24 protein-coding genes are annotated in these 19,764 nt (G+C 58.3%); 11 read left to right on the top strand and 13 right to left on the bottom strand.

Annotated features, from left to right (window positions below):
- Both cysD and BLT89_RS02135 read right to left on the bottom strand, forming a co-directional pair.
- Window positions 1–918 (bottom strand): sulfate adenylyltransferase subunit CysD, encoded by a 918-nt coding sequence (cysD, locus tag BLT89_RS02140; RefSeq protein WP_090192869.1) that lies wholly within the window; start codon window positions 916–918, stop codon window positions 1–3.
- A 119-nt stretch (window positions 919–1,037) separates the two neighbouring features.
- Window positions 1,038–1,796, bottom strand: a complete 759-nt coding sequence (locus tag BLT89_RS02135) for a Nif3-like dinuclear metal center hexameric protein (protein WP_090192868.1) — start codon at window positions 1,794–1,796, stop codon at window positions 1,038–1,040.
- 110 nt (window positions 1,797–1,906) lie between these two features.
- Between BLT89_RS02135 and BLT89_RS02130 the strand changes: the two genes are divergently transcribed.
- Window positions 1,907–3,055, top strand: coding sequence for a S1C family serine protease (locus tag BLT89_RS02130; protein WP_090192867.1), 1,149 nt, complete (start codon window positions 1,907–1,909; stop codon window positions 3,053–3,055).
- A gap of 24 nt (window positions 3,056–3,079) precedes the next feature.
- On the opposite strand, the gene hisC is transcribed toward BLT89_RS02130, so the two are convergent.
- The 10 genes from hisC to BLT89_RS02080 form a co-directional block, all read right to left on the bottom strand.
- Window positions 3,080–4,135, bottom strand: a complete 1,056-nt coding sequence (hisC, locus tag BLT89_RS02125) for a histidinol-phosphate transaminase (protein WP_090192866.1) — start codon at window positions 4,133–4,135, stop codon at window positions 3,080–3,082.
- A 67-nt stretch (window positions 4,136–4,202) separates the two neighbouring features.
- Window positions 4,203–5,513 (bottom strand): histidinol dehydrogenase, encoded by a 1,311-nt coding sequence (gene hisD, locus BLT89_RS02120; protein ID WP_090192865.1) that lies wholly within the window; start codon window positions 5,511–5,513, stop codon window positions 4,203–4,205.
- 122 nt (window positions 5,514–5,635) lie between these two features.
- Window positions 5,636–6,268 carry an ATP phosphoribosyltransferase gene (hisG, locus tag BLT89_RS02115; protein WP_090192864.1) on the bottom strand — a complete coding sequence of 211 codons (633 nt, stop codon included), beginning with the start codon at window positions 6,266–6,268 and terminating at the stop codon, window positions 5,636–5,638.
- A 71-nt stretch (window positions 6,269–6,339) separates the two neighbouring features.
- Window positions 6,340–7,605 (bottom strand): UDP-N-acetylglucosamine 1-carboxyvinyltransferase, encoded by a 1,266-nt coding sequence (gene murA, locus BLT89_RS02110; protein WP_090192863.1) that lies wholly within the window; start codon window positions 7,603–7,605, stop codon window positions 6,340–6,342.
- Window positions 7,606–7,631: 26 nt separating this feature from the next.
- Window positions 7,632–7,871 (bottom strand): BolA family protein, encoded by a 240-nt coding sequence (locus BLT89_RS02105; protein ID WP_090192862.1) that lies wholly within the window; start codon window positions 7,869–7,871, stop codon window positions 7,632–7,634.
- Between the two features lie 180 nt (window positions 7,872–8,051).
- Window positions 8,052–8,360, bottom strand: coding sequence for an STAS domain-containing protein (locus BLT89_RS02100; protein ID WP_090192861.1), 309 nt, complete (start codon window positions 8,358–8,360; stop codon window positions 8,052–8,054).
- Window positions 8,357–8,995, bottom strand: a complete 639-nt coding sequence (locus BLT89_RS02095; RefSeq protein ID WP_090198605.1) for an MlaC/ttg2D family ABC transporter substrate-binding protein — start codon at window positions 8,993–8,995, stop codon at window positions 8,357–8,359. Before BLT89_RS02095 ends, BLT89_RS02100 begins: the two co-directional genes overlap by 4 nt.
- 23 nt (window positions 8,996–9,018) lie before the next feature.
- Entirely contained in the window at window positions 9,019–9,492 is a 474-nt protein-coding gene (gene mlaD / locus BLT89_RS02090) for an outer membrane lipid asymmetry maintenance protein MlaD (RefSeq protein WP_090192860.1), read from the bottom strand.
- A complete protein-coding gene (mlaE, locus tag BLT89_RS02085; RefSeq protein WP_090192859.1) occupies window positions 9,492–10,289 on the bottom strand; it encodes a lipid asymmetry maintenance ABC transporter permease subunit MlaE in 798 nt (265 codons plus the stop codon). Before mlaE ends, mlaD begins: the two co-directional genes overlap by 1 nt.
- Complete coding sequence (locus tag BLT89_RS02080; protein WP_090192858.1) at window positions 10,289–11,098, bottom strand: ATP-binding cassette domain-containing protein; 810 nt, start codon at window positions 11,096–11,098, stop codon at window positions 10,289–10,291. Before BLT89_RS02080 ends, mlaE begins: the two co-directional genes overlap by 1 nt.
- 239 nt (window positions 11,099–11,337) lie before the next feature.
- Between BLT89_RS02080 and BLT89_RS02075 the strand changes: the two genes are divergently transcribed.
- From BLT89_RS02075 to BLT89_RS02030, 10 genes are all read left to right on the top strand, one after another.
- Window positions 11,338–12,312, top strand: a complete 975-nt coding sequence (locus BLT89_RS02075; RefSeq protein WP_090192857.1) for a KpsF/GutQ family sugar-phosphate isomerase — start codon at window positions 11,338–11,340, stop codon at window positions 12,310–12,312.
- Window positions 12,313–12,837 carry a KdsC family phosphatase gene (locus BLT89_RS02070; protein ID WP_090192856.1) on the top strand — a complete coding sequence of 175 codons (525 nt, stop codon included), beginning with the start codon at window positions 12,313–12,315 and terminating at the stop codon, window positions 12,835–12,837.
- Window positions 12,838–12,850: 13 nt separating this feature from the next.
- Window positions 12,851–13,420 carry an LPS export ABC transporter periplasmic protein LptC gene (gene lptC, locus BLT89_RS02065; RefSeq protein WP_090192855.1) on the top strand — a complete coding sequence of 190 codons (570 nt, stop codon included), beginning with the start codon at window positions 12,851–12,853 and terminating at the stop codon, window positions 13,418–13,420.
- Entirely contained in the window at window positions 13,407–13,946 is a 540-nt protein-coding gene (gene lptA, locus BLT89_RS02060) for a lipopolysaccharide transport periplasmic protein LptA (protein ID WP_090192854.1), read from the top strand. The genes lptC and lptA overlap by 14 nt, the downstream gene beginning before the upstream one ends.
- A complete protein-coding gene (lptB, locus tag BLT89_RS02055; protein WP_090192853.1) occupies window positions 13,946–14,671 on the top strand; it encodes an LPS export ABC transporter ATP-binding protein in 726 nt (241 codons plus the stop codon). The genes lptA and lptB overlap by 1 nt, the downstream gene beginning before the upstream one ends.
- 141 nt (window positions 14,672–14,812) lie before the next feature.
- Window positions 14,813–16,315, top strand: coding sequence for an RNA polymerase factor sigma-54 (locus BLT89_RS02050; RefSeq protein ID WP_090192852.1), 1,503 nt, complete (start codon window positions 14,813–14,815; stop codon window positions 16,313–16,315).
- Window positions 16,316–16,397: 82 nt separating this feature from the next.
- The gene (gene hpf, locus BLT89_RS02045) at window positions 16,398–16,706 is read left to right on the top strand and encodes a ribosome hibernation-promoting factor, HPF/YfiA family (protein ID WP_090192851.1); all 309 of its coding nucleotides are present in this window, start codon (window positions 16,398–16,400) and stop codon (window positions 16,704–16,706) included.
- A gap of 17 nt (window positions 16,707–16,723) precedes the next feature.
- Window positions 16,724–17,188 (top strand): PTS IIA-like nitrogen regulatory protein PtsN, encoded by a 465-nt coding sequence (ptsN, locus tag BLT89_RS02040; protein WP_090192850.1) that lies wholly within the window; start codon window positions 16,724–16,726, stop codon window positions 17,186–17,188.
- Between the two features lie 11 nt (window positions 17,189–17,199).
- A complete protein-coding gene (rapZ, locus tag BLT89_RS02035) occupies window positions 17,200–18,057 on the top strand; it encodes an RNase adapter RapZ (protein ID WP_090192849.1) in 858 nt (285 codons plus the stop codon).
- 16 nt (window positions 18,058–18,073) lie between these two features.
- A complete protein-coding gene (locus tag BLT89_RS02030; protein ID WP_090192848.1) occupies window positions 18,074–18,346 on the top strand; it encodes an HPr family phosphocarrier protein in 273 nt (90 codons plus the stop codon).
- A gap of 29 nt (window positions 18,347–18,375) precedes the next feature.
- Here the strand turns inward: BLT89_RS02030 and pmbA are convergent, their stop codons facing one another.
- The gene (gene pmbA / locus BLT89_RS02025) at window positions 18,376–19,722 is read right to left on the bottom strand and encodes a metalloprotease PmbA (RefSeq protein WP_090192847.1); all 1,347 of its coding nucleotides are present in this window, start codon (window positions 19,720–19,722) and stop codon (window positions 18,376–18,378) included.
- Between the last annotated feature and the right edge of the window lie 42 nt (window positions 19,723–19,764).

Raw genomic sequence — 19,764 nt, 5'->3', positions numbered from 1 at the left:
TTAAAAGTACCCCTGACGTTTCTTCTCTTCCATCGAGCCGGCGGAGTCATGATCGATGACCCGGCCCTGACGCTCAGAGGTCTTGGCTAACAGCATTTCCTGAATGATTTCCGGCAAACTGGTGGCCGTAGACTCCACCGCGCCGGTCAAGGGGTAGCAGCCCAGGGTACGGAAGCGCACCATTTTTTTATGGATGCTGGCTTTCTGCTCCGGGGTGAGGTGTTCGAGGATGCGCTCGTCGTCGATCATGATCAGCGCGCCGTTCATCTCGATCACTTCGCGCTCGGCGGCGAAGTACAGCGGCACAATCGGAATGCTTTCCAGATAGATGTATTGCCAGATATCCAGCTCGGTCCAGTTGGACAGCGGAAACACGCGGATCGACTCGCCCTTCTTCACCTTGCCATTGTAGACGTTCCACAGCTCGGGGCGCTGATTCTTCGGGTCCCAGCGGTGCTTGCTGTCGCGGAAGGAATACACCCGCTCCTTGGCGCGGGATTTTTCTTCGTCACGGCGCGCGCCACCGAAGGCGGCATCGAATCCGTACTGGTCCAGCGCCTGCTTCAGCCCCTCGGTTTTCATCACGTCGGTGTGTTTGGCACTGCCGTAGGTGAAGGGGTTCATGTCCTGCGCCACGCCATCAGGGTTGGTGTGAGTGATCAGATCCAGACCGTACTCATCGACCATCTTGCTGCGGAAGCGGTACATCTCCTGAAACTTCCAGCGCGTATCGACGTGCATCACCGGAAACGGCAACTTGCCGGGGAAAAACGCCTTGCGCGCCAGATGCAGCATGACCGCAGAGTCTTTACCGATGGAATAGAGCATCACCGGGTTATCGAATTCGGCGGCCACCTCACGAATGATATGGATACTTTCCGCCTCAAGCTCTTTGAGGTGCGTCAGTTTTTCGATCATGGTTACTCACACAGAAGCTGAATGACGGCCGGCCGGCCGCTGAAGAGGGCGAACTTTAGCACAGCAGCATCTTCTAATCAGGCCGCCGCTTAGAACAAAACAATCTGTTTATATGCCGGTCAAATCGGGTTCGGGCAGTCGATAAACAGGTGCTCCAGCGCAAAGCGCCGGGCCAGGTATTCACCCAGGGCCTGCACGCCATAGCGCTCGGTGGCGTGATGGCCGGCCGCCATGAAGGCAATGCCGTTTTCCTGCGCACTGTGGAAAGTCTGCTCGGACGCTTCGCCGGTCAGATACAGATCCGCGCCCGCAGCAATTGCCTTATCGATGAAGCCTTGTCCGCCCCCCGTGCACCAGCCAATCCGCCGGATCACTTCCGGCCCTTCCACCACCAGCGGCTGGCGGCCAAGCACCTGCTCCACGCGACGTGCAAATGCGTCGAGCCGCAAGGGCTGCGCCAGCACGCCAAGCAGGCCCACAGTGCGCGGATTGCCCGGCTCAAGCTCCCCTTCAACGTCGATGCCAAGCTGCATGGCCAGCTGTACGTTGTTGCCGACCTGCGGATGCACATCCAGCGGCAGGTGATAAGCCAGCAGACTGATATCGTTCGCCAGCAAGGTTTTCAGCCGGCGCTGTTTGATCCCGGTGATGCAGGCATCCTCGCCCTTCCAGAAATAGCCGTGGTGCACCAGCAGCACATCCGCCCGCGCCTCGACGGCAGCATCAAGCAAGGCCTGACTGGCCGTCACACCGCTGACAATACGCTGCACCTGCGGCCGACCCTCGACCTGCAGGCCATTGGGACAATAATCACTGATTGCCGTTACGTTCAGGTATCGATTTGCTTCTTCGACCAGACTGGTCAGTGCAATAGCCATGCTGCTTCTCCACGCGACAGGATCGACTGCCATTTGCCGGGCAGCCCCGTATAATAAAGCCACCTTAAAGGCGCGCGCGGCGCTCCGGCAACCCTCTGGATTTGCTCTCAATGCTCAAGGCTGTGCGATTTCTCGGCTGGCCCCTGTTGGTCGGCACTCTGCTGGCACTACTGATCATCCAGCGCTACCCGCAATGGGTCGGCCTGCCCGAGCAGGCAGTACATCTACAACAGGTTCGACCGACCAAGTCTGCCAATCAGGGGCAGGCTTCCTATGCCGATGCGGTGAGCAGTGCTGCCCCGGCAGTGGTCAACCTCTACAGTACCAAGCTGGTCAGCAAGGCGGCACAGCAGCCACCAACCAACCGGGGCCTATACAGTGATGACGTGCACAAGCAGCATCGCATGGAGTCCAGTCTGGGCTCCGGGGTCATCATCAGCCCGGAAGGTTACCTGCTGACCAACAATCATGTGATTGAAGGCGCCGACCAGATTGTCGTGGCACTCAAGGACGGGCGCGAAACCCTGGCTCAAGTGGTCGGCACTGACCCGGAAACCGATCTGGCCGTTTTGAAGATCGATCTGCCGAATCTTCCGGTAATCACCCTCGGTCGCTCCGAGCAGATTCGCATCGGTGATGTCGCCCTGGCCATCGGTAACCCCTTTGGTGTCGGCCAGACCGTGACCATGGGCATCATCAGCGCAACCGGACGCAACCAGCTGGGGATCAACACCTACGAAGATTTCATCCAGACCGATGCTGCGATTAATCCCGGCAACTCCGGAGGAGCACTGGTGGATACCTACGGCACGCTGCTGGGCATCAACACCGCGATTTTCTCCAGATCCGGTGGTTCTCAAGGTATTGGTTTCGCCATACCGACCAAGCTGGCCATGGAAGTGATGCGCGCCATCATCCAGCAAGGCCGGGTGATTCGCGGCTGGCTGGGCATCGAGATACAACCGCTTACACCCGAACTGGCCGAGTCGTTCGGCATGGAAGGCCGCCCCGGCATCATCGTTGCCGGTCTCTACCGCAATGGCCCCGGGTACATGGCGGGGCTGCAGCCGGGCGATGTAATTCTCAGCATAGATGGCGAACCTGCCAGTAATGGCCGCCGCTCAATGAATCAGGTCGCCCGTAAACGACCGGGCGACAGTGTCAAGATTCAGGTACTGCGGCGCGGTCAGACACTCGAGATGCAGGCGGAAGTTGGCTTGCGGCCAACACCACAAGCCAAGGAAAGCGCCGCCGACTAGATCGGTACGGCGCTCAGAGCGTAATCAGACGAGCTGCTCAAGGGCATTCAGCAGGGCCTGATTCTGCACTTCGGAACCGATACTGATGCGCAGGAACTGGGCAATCCGCGCCTGCTTGAAATGGCGGACGATCACGCTCTGTTCACGCAAGCCAGCCGCCAGCTGCGCGGCATCGTGCTGCGGGTGCCGGGCAAACACAAAGTTCGCCGCCGAAGGCAGGACTTCGAAACCCAGCCGCTCGAGCCCGGCCACCACAGCCTCCCTGCTGGCGATCACCTGCTGGCAGGTCTGCCTGAAGTACGCCACATCCTCGAAGGCTGCCGCCGCACCGGCAATGGCGATGCGGTCCAACGGATAGGAGTTGAAGCTGTTCTTGATCCGTTCCAGCGCCTCGATCAGATCGACATGGCCGACTGCAAAGCCAACCCGCAAACCGGCCAGCGAACGCGACTTGGACAGGGTCTGGGTAACCAGCAGGTTCGGATACCGCTCGACCAGGGCAATGGCGCTGACACCACCAAAATCGATATAGGCTTCATCCACCAGCACTACGCTGTCGGGATTGGCCTGCAGCAATTGCTCGATAGCTTCCGTTGCCAGCAGGCAGCCGGTCGGGGCATTGGGATTGGGGAAAACGATACCGCCATTGGGCCGCGCGTAATCCGCCACACGAATCCGGTACTGCTCATCCAGCGCCACCGCCTCGAACGGAATGTCATACAGGCCGCAATACACCGGATAAAAGCTGTAACTGATGTCCGGAAACAGCAATGGACGGCCGTGCTGGAACAGGGCATGAAAAGCATGCGCCAGCACCTCGTCGGAGCCGTTGCCGACAAACACCTGCGCCGGCTGCACCTTGTAATAGTCGGCAACTGCCTGTTTCAGGCGTTCGCCATTAGGGTCGGGGTAGAGACGCAGATCATCACTCAATTGTGCCTGCATCGCCGCCAGCGCCTTGGGCGAAGGGCCGTAGGGATTCTCGTTGGTATTGAGCTTGACCAGCTTGCTCAGCTTGGGCTGCTCGCCCGGCACGTAGGGCACCAGGTTGTTTACGAAGGGGCTCCAGAATTTGCTCATCTGCCCTTCACTCCTTGGGTTCGTTCGATATCACAGAGGACGTGCTTGCCGCCCTGCCAGACAGCCATCAGTTCTTGATGCGGTATTCGGCACTGCGCGCATGGGCAGTCAGTGACTCGCCCCGGGCCAGTACCGACGCGGTTTTGCCCAGCACCGAAGCGCCCTGCGCAGAACAATGGATGATCGACGAACGCTTCTGGAAGTCATAGACCCCCAGCGGCGAGGAAAAGCGCGCCGTGCCCGAAGTCGGCAACACGTGATTCGGCCCGGCGCAGTAATCGCCCAACGCCTCTGCCGTGTAGCGACCCATGAAAATGGCCCCGGCATGCCGAATCTGTGGCAGCCATTGCTCCGGGTTTTCCACCGACAGTTCCAGGTGTTCCGGTGCGATGCGGTTGGCCACTTCGATCGCCTGATTCATATCGCTAACCTGGATCAGGGCACCACGCGCCGCCAGCGAAGTACGGATAATCGGTTCACGCTCCATGCCTGGCAGCAGCTTGTCGATACTGGCAGCTACTGCATCCAGAAAAGCCGCGTCCGGACTGAGCAGAATCGACTGGGCGTCCTCATCGTGCTCGGCCTGGGAAAACAGGTCCATGGCGATCCAGTCCGGATCGGTCTGGCCATCACAGACCACCAGAATCTCCGATGGCCCGGCGATCATGTCGATGCCGACCTTGCCGAACACATGGCGCTTGGCCGTGGCCACGTAGATGTTGCCCGGGCCGACTATCTTGTCCACCGGCGGCACGCTTTCGGTGCCATAGGCCAGGGCGGCCACGGCCTGCGCCCCACCGATGGTGAAGACGCGATCGACACCGGCAATGCAGGCGGCCGCCAGCACCATTTCGTTGATTTCGCCACGCGGGGTCGGCACCACCATCACTACCTCGGCAACTCCTGCAACCTTGGCCGGAATGGCGTTCATCAGCACCGAAGAGGGATAGGTAGCCTTGCCACCCGGAACATACAAGCCGGCCCGATCCAGCGGAGTGACCTGCTGGCCCAGCCGGGTGCCATCCGCCTCGGTATAACACCAGGAATCCTGTTTCTGCTTTTCGTGATAACTGCGCACGCGTGCGGCGGCCGTTTCCAGCGCCTTGCGCTGCTCGGGCGTGATACGCGTCAGGGCCAGCTGCAGACGTTCGCGCGGCAGAATCAGCTCGGCCATGCTGGTCACTTGCAAAGCATCGAAGCGCTGCGTCAACTCCACCAGCGCGGCATCACCACGGGTACGCACATCGGCAATGATCTCCAGCACCCGCTGGTTGACCCCGTCATCCGAGACACTTTCCCAGCTCAGCAGATGGTCCAGTTGCTCGCCAAAGTTCGGGCTGGCGGCGTTCAGTCGGCGGATAGTGTTCGGTGCTGTCATGGCAATTCTCGTAGTTAACACTTCTCAGGCGCTGTCAGGGTAACAAGCCTGCCGTGCAGCTACCTGAGAATCTGGCTATGACACGGATAGGCTGGCGCGATCAGGATCATCGCGTGAGGGAATCAGCGCTGATGCGCCTCGACTGCCTCGCGCAAGGTATCGATCAGCGACTGGATACGCCCATGCTGGATTTTCATCGAGGCTTTATTGACGATCAGCCGGGAGCTGATTTCAGCAATCAATTCCTGCGGCTCCAGGCCATTGGCACGCAAGGTATTACCGGTGTCGACCACATCGATGATCTTGTCCGCCAGGCCTACCAGTGGCGCCAGCTCCATCGAGCCGTACAGCTTGATGATATCGACCTGACGCCCTTGCTCGGCATAGTAGCGTTTGGCGATATTGACGAACTTGGTGGCCACGCGCAGGCGTCCGCGCGGTGCGGATGCACCCACAGCACCGGCGGTCATCAGCTTGCAGCGGGCAATCTGCAGATCCAGCGGTTCGTAAATGCCCTGCGCGCCGTACTCCATCAGCACATCCTTGCCAGCCACACCCAGATCTGCCGCTCCATGCTCTACATAGGTCGGCACATCGGTGGCCCGGACTATCAGCAGACGCACATCGTCCAGCGTGGTGGGGATGATCAGCTTGCGGCTTTTGTCCGGATTTTCGGTCGGCACAATGCCCGCAGCTGCCAATAGTGGCAGGGTGTCATCCAGAATCCGGCCTTTGGACAAGGCAATGGTCAGCATTGAAAAATATCCTTTAACGGGAGCCAGCCCCTGCGGGCTGGTTGCACTGCCTGGTCAGCAGTAATGACGACCTAACCCGGTACGCGACGAATCCTGGCGCCCAGCAATTGCAGTTTTTCCTCGATGCACTCGTAACCGCGATCAATGTGATAGATGCGGTCGATCAGGGTATCGCCATCCGCCACCAGCCCGGCAATAACCAGACTTGCCGAAGCGCGCAGATCGGTCGCCATCACCGGCGCAGCCTTCAGGCGAGGCACACCGGTTACCACTGCGGTATTGCCCTCAACGAGAATCTGCGAGCCCATGCGGTTCATTTCATATACGTGCATGAAGCGGTTTTCGAAGACGGTTTCGATAACCGTGCCGGTGCCCTCGGCAATCGCATTGAGTGCGACGAACTGTGCCTGCATATCCGTTGGAAAAGCCGGATAGGGCGCAGTACGCAGGTTTACCGCTTTCGGCCGCTTGCCCTTCATATCCAGCTCGATCCAGTCCTTGCCGGTGGTAATTTCAGCGCCGGCTTCCTGCAGCTTGGACAGCACCGCTTCAAGAATCGCCGGATCGGTATCCTTGAGCTTTACATGCCCGCCCGTGGCGGCAGCGGCAACCAGATAGGTACCCGTTTCAATACGGTCAGGCATCACGCTGTAGCGCCCGCCACCCAGCCGCTCAACCCCGTCAATCACGATGGTGTCGGTACCGGCACCGCTAACCTTGCCACCCATGGAATTGATGAAGTTGGCCAGGTCGACCACTTCCGGTTCACGCGCGGCGTTTTCCAGTACCGAGCGTCCTTTGGCCAGCGCAGCGGCCATCATGATGTTCTCGGTGCCGGTAACGCTGATCACGTCAAAGAAGAAATGCGCACCACGCAAACCACCCTCAGGTGCCCTGGCCTTGATGTAGCCCTCTTCGACAGTAATTTCCGCGCCCATCGCCTCCAGGCCGCGAATATGCAGGTCAACCGGCCGCGAGCCAATGGCGCAACCGCCGGGCAGCGCCACTTCCGCCTCACCGAAACGTGCTACCAGAGGACCCAGCACCAGTATCGATGCACGCATGGTCTTGACCAGATCATAGGGCGCAACCAGCGTCTTGATGGTGCTGGCATCCACTTCGACACTCAGTTTTTCGTCAATCACCGGCTCAACGCCCATGCGCCCGAACAGCTCGATCATGGTGGTGATGTCATGCAGGTGCGGCAGGTTACAGACCGTAACCGGTCGATCAACCAGCAACGTGGCAGCCAGAATAGGCAATGCGGCATTCTTTGCACCGGAAATGCGAATTTCACCTTTAAGGGGAACGCCGCCGGTAATAATCAGTTTATCCATGGAATGGTTTCTCGCTGCCAGTGGGCTCAGCCGCGCTCAGCCCAAGCGGCGCGACTGAAGAATTTCATGGTGACTGCATGGATGCTGCCATCAGCAATCCAGGCGTTCAGGTGTGCATAAATCAGCTGCTGCCGCTTAACCGGGCTCAGACCGGCCAACGTATCGTCGATCAGGTTGAGCTGAAAGTTGCAACCCTCGCCTTCCACTTCAACCTGGACACCCGGCAACTTTTCCTGGAGATGAACCTTTACTTCATGCGCCTGCATGCTCAACCTCGTTTAGCGCCTCAACCGGGACGTCTGAATTGTGCTATCGCTGGCTGGTTGAATCGGCCATTGACAGGCGCACAAAGCAAAAACATCGCGCTGAAGTCTGAAAATTCAAAACATGGCCGAGGCCAGCAGGGCTGCCATCATACAAAAAACCGCCCAGACCGGCGAATATGCTCAAGCCTGTAGTGGCAGCAACTCCTCCAGCCCCGACACCTGGGCAATCTGTCGCATGTCTGAAGGTAGCCCGCTCATGCTCAGGGTTTTCCCGGCGGCAGCGGCATCGCGCATGAAGGCAAGCAGCAAGGCAACGCCAACGCTGCTGGACTTTTCCACCGCACTGCAGTCAAGCAGCAGTTCCTGGGCCTGACTTTCACCAATCAGTTTCTTTCCGGTCACCCGCAACTGCGGCCCGGAGCGAAAATCGAGAACCCCCGAAAGCCGCAGCTTCCCGGAGCCGACCTCGGCGATTTCGGCAATACTCACGCCGGTTCCTTGGTTGACTGTTTGGCCTTGGACACCGTTTCCGCCCAGGTATCGATCACCTGGTTCAGATCATTGCCATGCTCACGCATCGACTGGGCAAACTGATCCCGAAACAATTTACCGATGTTGATGCCATTGATAATGACGTTGCGCATCCGCCAGTTGCCGTCCAGATCAACCATGGTGTAGGACAGCGGATAAACCGTGCCTTTGCTGTCCTTGACTTCCATATTCACCGACTCACGACCAGGCTCCTGCCTGCCGGTGCCCGGCACAATGATAATCTCCTGATTGTCATACTCCAGCAGGGCATTGCCATAGAAGCGCATCAGACTGGTCTTGAAGTTCTGTTCGAAGCGCTGCATTTGCTCGGGAGATGCCTTGCGCGAAAATTTCACGGTCATCACGCCCTTGGAGATACCCTCAAGATCGACTACCGGACCGAGAATACGATCCAGCGCCGCATAGAAAGAGGACGGATCCGTCTTGTACAGCTCCTTGTTGGCTTTCAGGTCCGCCAACAGCTCGTCGGTGGTCTGCTTGACCACCTCGGCCGCCGTAGGTGCAGCCATGGCTGAAACGGACAACATGGACAGCACGACCAGGAAAAACGCCCGGCGTACTACCTGAAACATCTGCGGATATCGCTGCAGGACCATCACTGTTTCTCCTCACTCTTGTTAACCGAGTTCAACAGGAACTTGCTGATCAGATCTTCCAGAACCAGCGCAGACTGGGTGTCATTAATCACGCTCTGATCCTTTAGCGTTCCCTCTTCGCCGCCAATACTGATACCGATGTACTTCTCGCCCAACAGTCCGGCGGTAAGCACCGACGCCGTGGAATCTTCCGGGAGATTATCTACCTGGTCATTGATCTCCATGGTAACCCGCCCGGTATAGCTATCATGGTCAAGGTCAATAGCCGTGACTTTGCCGATAATCACCCCGGCCATGGTTACCTTGGCGCGAACCGTCAGCCCGGCAATATTGTCGAAGTAGGCATAGACCTTGTACGACTGGTCTGCGCTGCCGACTGTCAGCCCACTGACACGCAAAGCCAACAGCAGCAAGGCCAAAAAACCAGCCATGATAAACAGGCCTACGCCGATTTCCTGAGTGCGGGTTTGCATCAAAAATCTCCAAACATCAAGGCAGTGAGAATAAAGTCCAGGCCCAATACGGCCAGTGAAGCGTAAACCACGGTTCTGGTTGTCGCGCGACTGATGCCTTCCGAGGTCGGGTCGCAATCGTAACCCTGAAACACGGCAATCCAGGTCACCACAAAGGCAAAAACCACACTCTTGATCATGCCGTTAAGCACATCTTCAGTGAATTCGACGCTGTTCTGCATGTTTGCCCAGAATGAGCCATCGTAGACGCCCAGCCAGTCCACGGCGACCATCGCACCACCCCAGATCCCGACAACGCTGAAAATGGCGGCCAGCAGAGGCATCGAGATAAAGCCCGCCCACAGGCGCGGCGCGATGATGTATTTCAGCGGGTCAACGCCAATCATCTCCAGACTGGACAATTGCTCGGTTGACTTCATGTTGCCAATTTCCGCAGTCAAAGCGGAGCCGGCCCGCCCGGCGAACAGCAACCCGGTGACCACCGGACCCAGTTCCCGCAGCAAAGTCAGGGCTACCATCTGCCCGACCGCCTGCTCGGAGCCGTAATCGACCAGAATATTGTAGCCCTGCAACGCCAGCACCATACCGATGAACAAGCCGGCCACCACGATGATCGGCAGCGACAGGACGCCCACAAAGAACAACTGTTTTACCAGCAGATTGAAGCCGTTACCCAGACCGCCACGCCCCAGCAAGGCACGCAGCAGGAATATGCCCGAGCGGCCCAGGGACTCGACGATATCAATGCCCGTGCGGCCAACCAGGCGCAGCCTTTCGAGGATAGAAGTTTTGCGCATCAACCCTGCCCCAACAAATCGCTACGGTAATCCGGCGCCGGGAAATGGAACGGCACCGGCCCGTCGGGGGTACCTTTCATGAACTGGTGGATCTGTGGATCCTGCGAATTCATCAGTTCATCCGGTGTGCCAAAGCCCAGCACCTTGGCATCGCCCACCACATAGATGTAGTCCGCAATGCTCGCCGTTTCGGCAAGGTCATGGGAGACCACGATGCTGGTAATGCCCAGCGCATCATTGAGCAGACGAATCATTCGTACCAGCACACCCATGGCGATAGGGTCCTGACCTACAAAAGGCTCGTCATACATGAGTATCTGCGGATCCAGTGCAATCGCGCGGGCCAGTGCTACCCGACGCTTCATGCCTCCGGAAAGCTCATCCGGCATCAGATCAATGGCACCGCGCAGACCGACTGCCTGCAGTTTCATCAGAACGATGTCACGAATGATCTCCTCCGGCAGCTTGGTGTGCACGCGCAAAGGAAAGGCCACGTTCTCGAACACATCCAGATCCGTGAACAATGCACCGCTCTGAAACAGCACGCCCATCTGTTTGCGCATATCGAAAAGTTCGATACGCGAAAGCGCGGGCAAATTCACGCCATTGACCCAGACGCCACCACTACTGGGCATCAATTGCGCGCCGATCAGGCGCAGCAAAGTCGTTTTCCCGCAACCCGAGGGGCCCATGATGGCAGTAACCTTGCCCCGCGGAATAACAATATCGATATTTTCAAAGATGGCACGCGAACCGCGCTTGAAGGTCACCCCCCTCAGCTCGACTGCGTTTTCACTTTCGGCACTCATCTTTCCACTCCTTGAGAACGGCAGCCGGAATCAATTCTGCCAAGGCACAGCCCAATTCAACCAGACCGCCGAACAAGCGGCGCAATATATCATTGACCTCGCCGCATCCCAAAACATCCGGGACGTTGCATGGCCATAGATTAGCGTTCAGCAAAAAAACGCAGCAACGGTCCGGCGCGTGAGGTATCTGCGTAATACCGTTATAATCTTTCGTCTTCGACCTGATGCGCACCTCTCCCATGACCCAGTCCACCGCCCTGATTCAGTCTGCCCAGCGAACTGTTCGCCTCGAACTGGAAGCAATTGAAGCGCTGTTCGAGCGTATCAACGCCGATTTCGTGCGCGCTTGCGAATTACTGCTGGCGTGCCGCGGCAGGGTTGTGGTGGTTGGCATGGGCAAATCCGGGCATATCGGCAACAAGATTGCCGCCACCCTTGCCAGCACCGGAACGCCGGCTTTTTTTGTTCACCCCGCCGAGGCCAGTCACGGCGACATGGGCATGATTACCCGCGATGACGTGGTGCTGGCGCTATCCAACTCCGGCTCTACCGCCGAAATTATCACCTTGCTGCCGCTGATCAAGCGGCTGGGCATCCAGTTAATCAGCATGACCGGGAATCCGGATTCGCCGCTGGCCCAGGCAGCGCAAGCCAATCTGGATGCACGGGTAGCGCATGAAGCCTGCCCGCTGAATCTTGCACCCACCTCGTCCACCACCGCCTCGCTGGTGCTTGGCGATGCGCTGGCAATCGCCCTGCTGGAAGCGCGCGGCTTCACTGCCGAAGATTTCGCGTTTTCCCATCCGGGCGGCGCCCTCGGCCGCAGGTTGCTGCTCAAGGTGGAAAATGTCATGCATGCCGGTGATGCCCTGCCACAAGTAGCCCGCGGCACCTTGCTGCGAGATGCGTTGCTGGAGATGACCCGCAAGGGGCTGGGCATGACCGTTGTGCTGGAAGCGGACGGCCGGCTGGCCGGGGTCTTTACCGATGGCGATCTGCGCCGCACCCTCGACCGGGGCATCGACGTACGCAACGCCAGCATCGACAGCGTGATGACCAGCCACGGCAAAACTGCCCGCGCCGAGATGCTCGCCGCCGAGGCGCTGAAGATCATGGAAGACAACAAAATAAACTCACTGGTTGTCGTCGACGCCGACGACCGCCCGGTTGGCGCCCTCAACATGCACGACCTGCTTCGCGCCGGAGTAATGTAAATGCACGAGCAACTGCTGCAACGCGCACTCGACGTGAAACTGGCGATTTTTGATGTGGATGGCGTACTGACCGATGGCAAATTGTATTTTCTTGCTGACGGCAGCGAGTTCAAGACCTTCAATACTCTGGACGGCCACGGCATAAAAATGCTCATCGCTTCCGGCGTCTGTACCGCAATCATCTCCGGACGGAAAACCCCGGTGGTCGAGCGCCGCGCACAGAACCTGGGTATCCAGCACCTGTACCAGGGCCGCGAAGACAAGCTGGTGGTACTGGATGAGCTGCTGGCCAAACTACAGCTGAGCTATGCGCAGGTCGCCTATCTGGGTGATGACCTGCCGGATCTGCCGGTCATGCGCCGGGTTGGTCTGGGCATGGCGGTTGCCAGCGCCGACCGCTTTGTCCGCGATAACGCCCATGGCGTAACCCTGGCGCGCGGCGGCGAAGGAGCAGCACGAGAATTTTGCGAGCTGATCATGCGCGCACAAGGTAATCTTGATCACGCGCAAGCCGCCTACCTGTAGAGCCACCCTGATTATGTCGAACCGCTTTCGCCAAGCCCTGATCTTCCTGCCCATCGCAGCATTGCTGATTGCGCTTGGCTACTGGAACGTGCGTCCGGAAAGTTTCGACGAAATACAAATGGATACCACCCCCGACACTTCCATCGACTTTTTCGTCGACAATCCGCACACTCGGCAATTCAAAGCTGACGGCACCCTGTCCTACCGGATAACCGCCAGCAAGCTTGAGCACGTCAAGGCAACCGACATCACCTTGCTGGATCTGCCTGATCTGCTCGTGTATCGCGCAGACGAGCCACCATGGCATGTGCAAAGCAAGCGGGGCGAAGTGGCGCCTTCAGGGGAACAGGTAGAGTTGATTGACGACGTCAGGGTGCAGCGCACCGATGCCAAAAATCGTAAAACCCTGCTGACCAGCAGCCGCATGACCGTATTTCCTGACAAAGAATATGCCGAGACCAGTCAGGCCGTTAAAATCGAAGCCGCCAATGGTGTGACCACGGCCAATGGCATGAAAGCGTATCTGAATGAAGGCAGGATGCTCCTGCTCTCCAATGTAAGAGGCCAGCATGAGGTTCGTTAAATTTCTCCCCTTAGCACTCATTGGCCTGGGCAGTATGTTCAGCAGTCTGGCAATGGCGTTACCTAGCGACCGGGATCAGCCGATCCGGGTGCAGGCCGACAGCGCAGAGCTCGACGACAAGCAGGGCGTGGCGATCTACCGGGGCTCGGTGGTAATTACCCAGGGCACCCTGAAAATCACCGGCAATCAGGTCACCATCACCCAGAACAAACAGGGTGATATCGATGTATTTACCGCCGTTGGCGAGCCCGCCTATTACGAGCAGCAGCCGGAAACAGACAAGTCCCTGGTCAAGGCATACGGCAAGACCATCCAGTATTTCGCGCCGACTGAACGCATCGTGCTGATTGATCAGGCGAAAGTCATTCAGGAAGGCAACACCTTCAAGGGCGAAAAGATTGTCTATGACACCAGGCGCCAGATCGTCAACGCCGGCAGAGCCGGGAAGACCTCGATCAGCACGCCGCAACCACGTATCGACATGGTTATCCTGCCCAAGAAAAAACCGGAACAGAAGGCACCGTAATGGCTACTCTGAAAGCCCAGCATCTGGCAAAAAGCTATAAGGGCCGCCAGGTTGTGCGCGATGTCAGCCTGTCAATCGACAGCGGCCAGATCGTCGGACTGCTCGGACCCAACGGTGCCGGTAAAACCACCTGCTTTTACATGATTGTCGGCCTGGTTCAGGCGGATCAGGGCCGGGTATTGATTGACGACCTGAATATCAGCCACCTGCCGATGCATGGTCGTGCACGGGCCGGGGTCGGCTATCTGCCCCAGGAAGCCTCGATCTTCCGCAAGCTGAGCGTGGCCGACAACATCATGAGCATCCTTGAAACGCGCAAGGATCTGGATCGCGCCGGCCGCCAACTGGCACTGGAAAACCTGCTTGAAGAATTCCACATTCACCATATTCGCGACACTCTGGGCATGAGTCTGTCCGGAGGCGAGCGGCGGCGGGCGGAAATTGCCCGGGCGCTGGCTACCTCGCCCAAGTTCATACTGCTGGATGAGCCTTTTGCCGGTGTCGATCCGATCTCGGTAGGCGACATCAAACAGATCATTCACCACCTCAAAGCCAAGGGCATTGGTGTATTGATCACCGACCACAATGTCCGAGACACCCTGGACATCTGCGAGATTGCCTACATCGTCAACGACGGCCAGCTGATCGCCGAAGGTGACGCAGAAAGCATTCTTGCCGATCAGCTGGTCAAGGATGTCTATCTCGGACAAGAGTTCCGTCTATAGACGCCGGCACTCCCGTGAGCCTCCGCACCGCGGAGGAAAGTAACCGGCTGCCGGCATATACTTTGCCCTGTCCCACGGCCTTGGCGCCCCGAACCTGATGGCGGGTATCCGCCAGTTGAAAAAGGTGAATTTTTCCAAGTCATGAAACACTCGCTAGTCCTAAAAATGGGCCAGCAGCTGACGATGACACCGCAGCTGCAACAGGCGATCCGGTTGCTCCAGCTTTCGACGCTGGATCTGCAGCAGGAAATTCAGGAGGCCCTCGACTCCAACCCCATGCTGGAGCGTCAGGAAGAAGGCGAGGACTTCGACAATGACGATCCGCTGGCTGACGACGGCGAGAACACCGAAACCGCCACAACTGCTCCCAGCCAGGAAGCCAGCTACGACAGCGCGACGGAAAATACCGAGCGCTTCGATGAGGGCGAATGGACCGAGCGTATTCCTGGCGAACTGCCGGTAGATACTGCCTGGGAGGACATTTACCAGACCAGCGCCAGCAGCCTGCCCAGCAACGACTCTGAAGAATGGGATTTCACCGCGCGGACCTCTGCCGGTGAAAGCCTGCAAAGCCATCTGCTCTGGCAGCTCAATCTGACCCAGATGTCAGAAACCGACCAGTTGATTGCCGTAACGCTGGTCGACTGCATCAGCAACGATGGCTATCTGGAAGAATCACTCGAGGAAATCCTGCAGGCTTTCGACCCGGAACTCGACATCGAACTGGATGAACTGGAAGCCGTCCTGCACCGAATTCAGCTTTTTGATCCGGTTGGTTGCGGCTCGCGGGACCTGCGCGAATGCCTGCTGATCCAGTTGCGCCAGTTGCCCGAGACAATGCCCTGGCGCAGCGAGGCGCAGCGTCTGGTCAGTGATTTTCTCGCACTGCTCGGCAATCGTGACTACACCCAGTTGATGCGCAGGATGAAGATCAAGGAAGGCGACCTGCGGCCGATCATTGCCCTGATTCAAAGCCTCAATCCGCGGCCAGGCTCGCAGATCGAATCCACTGAAGCGGAATATGTGATCCCCGATGTACTGGTACACAAGCACAATGGCCGCTGGCTGGTCGAACTCAACCAGGAGTCCGTGCCCCGCCTGCGGGTAAACCCGCAGTACGCCAGCTTTGTTCGCCGCGCCGACGCCAGCTCGGACAATACCTTTATGCGCAACCAGTTACAGGAAGCCCGCTGGTTCATCAAAAGCCTGCTCAGTCGCAATGAAACCCTGCTCAAGGTTGCCACGCAGATTGTCGAGCACCAGCGCGGCTTTCTCGAGTACGGTGCTGAAGCCATGAAACCGCTGATCCTGCATGACATAGCCGAAGCCGTTGGCATGCACGAATCGACCATTTCCCGTGTCACCACGCAAAAGTTCATGCACACCCCGCGGGGCATTTATGAGCTGAAATACTTTTTCTCAAGCCACGTAAGCACGGCTGAGGGCGGCGAATGCTCGTCCACGGCAATCCGCGCCATAATCAAGAAGCTGGTAGCTGCGGAAAGTCAGAAAAAGCCGTTGAGTGACAGCAAAATTGCAGGTCTACTTGAGGCACAAGGCATCCAGGTAGCACGCCGGACCGTTGCCAAATATCGGGAATCCCTCGGCATTGCCTCCTCCAGTGAACGCAAACGCTTAATGTAAAAAGGCTTGATCCGCAACAACAGTGTCCCGGTGACAGGTGCAGTAACCTGTCGCTCATACACGGCAACAAGGAGAATGCAGTATGCAAGTGAACATCAGTGGACATCAGCTGGATGTAACCGACGCCATGCGTGAATATGTCGGTGAAAAACTTGGCAAACTTGAACGCCATTTCGACAAAATCACCAACGTACAAGTAATCATGCAGGTCGAGAAGCTCAAACAACAGGTTGAAGCTACCCTGCATGTGGCAGGTCGTGAAGTAGTCGCCAATGCCGAGCATGAAGACATGTACGCAGCCATTGACCTGCTGACCGACAAACTGGATCGCCAGCTGATCAAGCACAAAGAAAAGCAGCTTGACCACAAGCACGGCGTCACCACCCGATAATCACGTACCCATCCCCCATGATCCTAATTGAGCAAATCCTGACCCCCGGCCGTTGTCTGGTTAACGTGCCGGGTGGCAGCAAAAAACGCGTTCTCGAGCAGATTGCCAGTCTGGTTGTGCGCGAACTTCCCGATCTGGATAGCCAGAGCATTTTCGAAAGCCTGATTGCGCGCGAAAAACTCGGCTCAACCGGTTTCGGCAATGGCATTGCCATACCGCACTGCCGGCTGGCCGGCTGCAACACGCCGATTTGTGCCGTTCTGCATCTGGAAAGCGCAGTCGACTTCGACGCCATCGACGGAGCGCCGGTAGACCTGCTGTTTGTCTTGCTGGTTCCCGAGGAAGCGACGGACGCACACCTTGAACTGCTGCGACAGATAGCCAGCATGCTTAACCGTAGCGAGGTTCGCGAGAGCCTGCGCCAGGCCCAGAGCAGTGACCGGCTTTTCCAGCTGGTTCTGGATGCACAAAGCACTCAATAGGGAGCTCATCCATGCGTCTGGTCATCGTAAGCGGCCGTTCCGGCTCGGGGAAAAGCACCGCTCTGGACGTACTCGAAGACAGTGGCTTCTACTGCATCGACAATCTGCCGGCCGGTCTGCTTACCGATCTGGCAGAACGCGCGCTGCTGAATATTGACCTTATGCAACCCCAGGTCGCGGTGTCGATCGACGCCCGCAACCTGCCCAGTCAACTCGAACGATTCCCTGAACTGCTGGCTGAAGTGCGTAGCCGGCATATCCAGTGTGACGTGGTCTATCTGGACAGCGATGATGACACCTTGCTCAAGCGTTTCTCGGAAACCCGCCGACGACATCCGCTGACCTCCGACAGCCGCTCGCTGGCAGAAGCCATTCAGGATGAAACCAAGCTGCTCGGACCGATCGCCGACCTGGCCGACCTGCGGCTCGACACCACACACCTGAACCTCTATCAACTGCGCGACAGCATCAAGTTGCGCCTGCTCAACAAGCCCGAGCCCGGAACCGCCTTTCTGGTAGAGTCCTTCGGCTTCAAGCGTGGTATGCCGGTGGATGCTGACGTGGTCTTCGATGTGCGCTGCCTGCCCAATCCTTACTGGAAATCCGACTTGCGCAATTTGTCCGGCAAGGACCAGGAAGTCGCCGAATACCTGGGTGCTCAAGCCGATGTCAATGAAATGTTCGACGATATTTATGCCTATCTGAACAAATGGCTGCCGCGCTTCGCCGCCAGCAATCGTTCTTATGTAACCATTGCCATTGGCTGCACCGGCGGCCACCATCGTTCGGTATATCTGGCTGAGCGGCTCTGCGCAGCCCTGAAACCCGGTTTGAAGAACATTCAGGTTCGCCACCGCGACCTGGCCTAGGGAACAGTACCAGGCAATGCTTTACTGTGAAATCACCATCATCAACAAACTCGGCCTGCATGCGCGGGCGGCGGCCAAGTTCGTTGGCGTTGCCGGCCAATATCCCTGTCAGATAAGAGTTGGGCGCAGCCCGGAAAGCCTGGTCGATGGCAAAAGCATCATGTCGGTGATGATGCTGGCCGCCAGCAAGGGCACCAGCATCCACCTGCAGAGCGATGGTGAACAGGAAGCCGAGGCCATGCAGGGCCTCGTCGATCTGATCAACAATTACTTTGACGAAGGCGAATAGGCGCTCGCCTCAAGCCCTGACGCCCCGCATCAGCTACCAGCAACGGTCATCCGCTCAATCAACACCGATCCACTGCGGATATTGCTGCGCATTTCCAGATCGCTGCCAACGGCCACAATCTGCCTGAACATGTCGCGCAGATTGCCGGCAATGGTGACCTCCTGAACCGGATACTGGATCTGGCCATTCTCGATCCAGAACCCGCCAGCACCGCGGGAGTAATCACCCGTCACCAAATTCAGCCCCTGGCCCATCAGCTCGGTGACCAGCAGGCCACGGCCCATGCGTTTGATCAGGGCGTCCTGATCTTCCGCGCTGTGAGTGACCAGCAGGTTATGCACGCCACCGGCATTTGCCGTGCTGGGCAATCCCAGCTTGCGCCCGGAATAGGTACCCAGCACATAGGAAACCACCTCGCCCGCCTGCACAAAGGGTTTGGCATAGGTGGCCAGACCATCACCATCAAAGCTGGCACTGGCCAGCCCCTGCAGCAGATGGGGATTCTCATGCAGGCTCAGCCACTGCGGAAACAGCTGCTGGCCAAGGGAGCCTTCCAGAAAGGACGCCTTGCGGTACAGATTGCCACCCGAAACCGCCGCCAGAAAGTGGCCGAACAAACCGCCTGCCAGCTCTGCCGAAAACAATACCGGCACCTCGCAGGTGGGCACCGAGCGCGCGCCGAGTCTGGCGACGGTACGCTGCGCGGCGCGTTGGCCGATACTCGCAGCACTGGCCAGTGCCTCGCCCCGGCGATTGACGTCATACCAGTAATCGCGCTGCATCTGCCCGCCCAGTTCGGCAATCATCACGCAGCTCAGGCTGTGCCGCGTACTGGCATAACTGCCGACAAAGCCGTGGCTGTTGCCGTAAACACGGCAGCCACGATGGGAGCTCAGCGAAGTGCCATCGGCGTTGCTGATACGTGAATCGGCGGCAAAAGCGCTTTCCTCACACTCCAGCGCAAGTTCAATCGACTGCTCCGGACTGATGGCCCATGGATGATACAAATCGAGTTCCGCCAGCTGCCCGGCCATCAGGCCGGCATCAGCCAGACCGGCAAACTCGTCTTCCGAAGCATGTTCGGCAATGGCCAGCGCTGCGGCCACCGTTTCACGAATGGCCTCGGGGCCGGTGGCAGAGGTGCTGGCCGAACCTTTGCGCTGGCCGCTATACAGGGTGATACCGAAGCCCTGGTCACGATTGAACTCGACCGTCTCCACCTCGCGCTGGCGCACCGTGGTCGACAACCCCTGCTCCACCGAGACCGCCACTTCACAGGCACTGGCACCCTGCCGGCGCGCTTCGGCGAGAATCTGCTCAACCTGCTCCTGCAATCTGGGCAGAGCTTCCGGCCCTACAATGTCTACCGCACTCATTTCTCACTCCATCCCTATGCAACACTCGGCAGGAGCCGGACA

Origin of the sequence: Pseudomonas pohangensis, assembly GCF_900105995.1 — a bacterium.
Classification (GTDB): domain Bacteria; phylum Pseudomonadota; class Gammaproteobacteria; order Pseudomonadales; family Pseudomonadaceae; genus Aquipseudomonas; species Aquipseudomonas pohangensis.
This window is presented reverse-complemented; position numbering and strand designations above follow the sequence as displayed.

Excerpts from the sequence above, each read along its gene's own strand:
- murA (WP_090192863.1), bottom strand. The coding sequence starts at position 7,605 with ATGGATAAACTGATTATTACCGGCGGCGTTCCCCTTAAAGGTGAAATT.
- lptA (WP_090192854.1), top strand. The coding sequence starts at position 13,407 with ATGAGGTTCGTTAAATTTCTCCCCTTAGCACTCATTGGCCTGGGCAGT.
- BLT89_RS02080 (WP_090192858.1), bottom strand. The coding sequence starts at position 11,098 with ATGAGTGCCGAAAGTGAAAACGCAGTCGAGCTGAGGGGGGTGACCTTC.
- BLT89_RS02050 (WP_090192852.1), top strand. The coding sequence starts at position 14,813 with ATGAAACACTCGCTAGTCCTAAAAATGGGCCAGCAGCTGACGATGACA.
- BLT89_RS02075 (WP_090192857.1), top strand. The coding sequence starts at position 11,338 with ATGACCCAGTCCACCGCCCTGATTCAGTCTGCCCAGCGAACTGTTCGC.
- BLT89_RS02105 (WP_090192862.1), bottom strand. The coding sequence starts at position 7,871 with ATGCAGGCGCATGAAGTAAAGGTTCATCTCCAGGAAAAGTTGCCGGGT.
- hisD (WP_090192865.1), bottom strand. The coding sequence starts at position 5,513 with ATGACAGCACCGAACACTATCCGCCGACTGAACGCCGCCAGCCCGAAC.
- ptsN (WP_090192850.1), top strand. The coding sequence starts at position 16,724 with ATGATCCTAATTGAGCAAATCCTGACCCCCGGCCGTTGTCTGGTTAAC.
- hisG (WP_090192864.1), bottom strand. The coding sequence starts at position 6,268 with ATGCTGACCATTGCCTTGTCCAAAGGCCGGATTCTGGATGACACCCTG.
- hisC (WP_090192866.1), bottom strand. The coding sequence starts at position 4,135 with ATGAGCAAATTCTGGAGCCCCTTCGTAAACAACCTGGTGCCCTACGTG.
- mlaD (WP_090192860.1), bottom strand. The coding sequence starts at position 9,492 with ATGCAAACCCGCACTCAGGAAATCGGCGTAGGCCTGTTTATCATGGCT.
- BLT89_RS02030 (WP_090192848.1), top strand. The coding sequence starts at position 18,074 with ATGCTTTACTGTGAAATCACCATCATCAACAAACTCGGCCTGCATGCG.
- mlaE (WP_090192859.1), bottom strand. The coding sequence starts at position 10,289 with ATGCGCAAAACTTCTATCCTCGAAAGGCTGCGCCTGGTTGGCCGCACG.
- BLT89_RS02095 (WP_090198605.1), bottom strand. The coding sequence starts at position 8,995 with ATGTTTCAGGTAGTACGCCGGGCGTTTTTCCTGGTCGTGCTGTCCATG.
- lptC (WP_090192855.1), top strand. The coding sequence starts at position 12,851 with ATGTCGAACCGCTTTCGCCAAGCCCTGATCTTCCTGCCCATCGCAGCA.
- BLT89_RS02135 (WP_090192868.1), bottom strand. The coding sequence starts at position 1,796 with ATGGCTATTGCACTGACCAGTCTGGTCGAAGAAGCAAATCGATACCTG.
- pmbA (WP_090192847.1), bottom strand. The coding sequence starts at position 19,722 with ATGAGTGCGGTAGACATTGTAGGGCCGGAAGCTCTGCCCAGATTGCAG.
- BLT89_RS02130 (WP_090192867.1), top strand. The coding sequence starts at position 1,907 with ATGCTCAAGGCTGTGCGATTTCTCGGCTGGCCCCTGTTGGTCGGCACT.
- lptB (WP_090192853.1), top strand. The coding sequence starts at position 13,946 with ATGGCTACTCTGAAAGCCCAGCATCTGGCAAAAAGCTATAAGGGCCGC.
- cysD (WP_090192869.1), bottom strand. The coding sequence starts at position 918 with ATGATCGAAAAACTGACGCACCTCAAAGAGCTTGAGGCGGAAAGTATC.
- hpf (WP_090192851.1), top strand. The coding sequence starts at position 16,398 with ATGCAAGTGAACATCAGTGGACATCAGCTGGATGTAACCGACGCCATG.
- BLT89_RS02070 (WP_090192856.1), top strand. The coding sequence starts at position 12,313 with ATGCACGAGCAACTGCTGCAACGCGCACTCGACGTGAAACTGGCGATT.
- rapZ (WP_090192849.1), top strand. The coding sequence starts at position 17,200 with ATGCGTCTGGTCATCGTAAGCGGCCGTTCCGGCTCGGGGAAAAGCACC.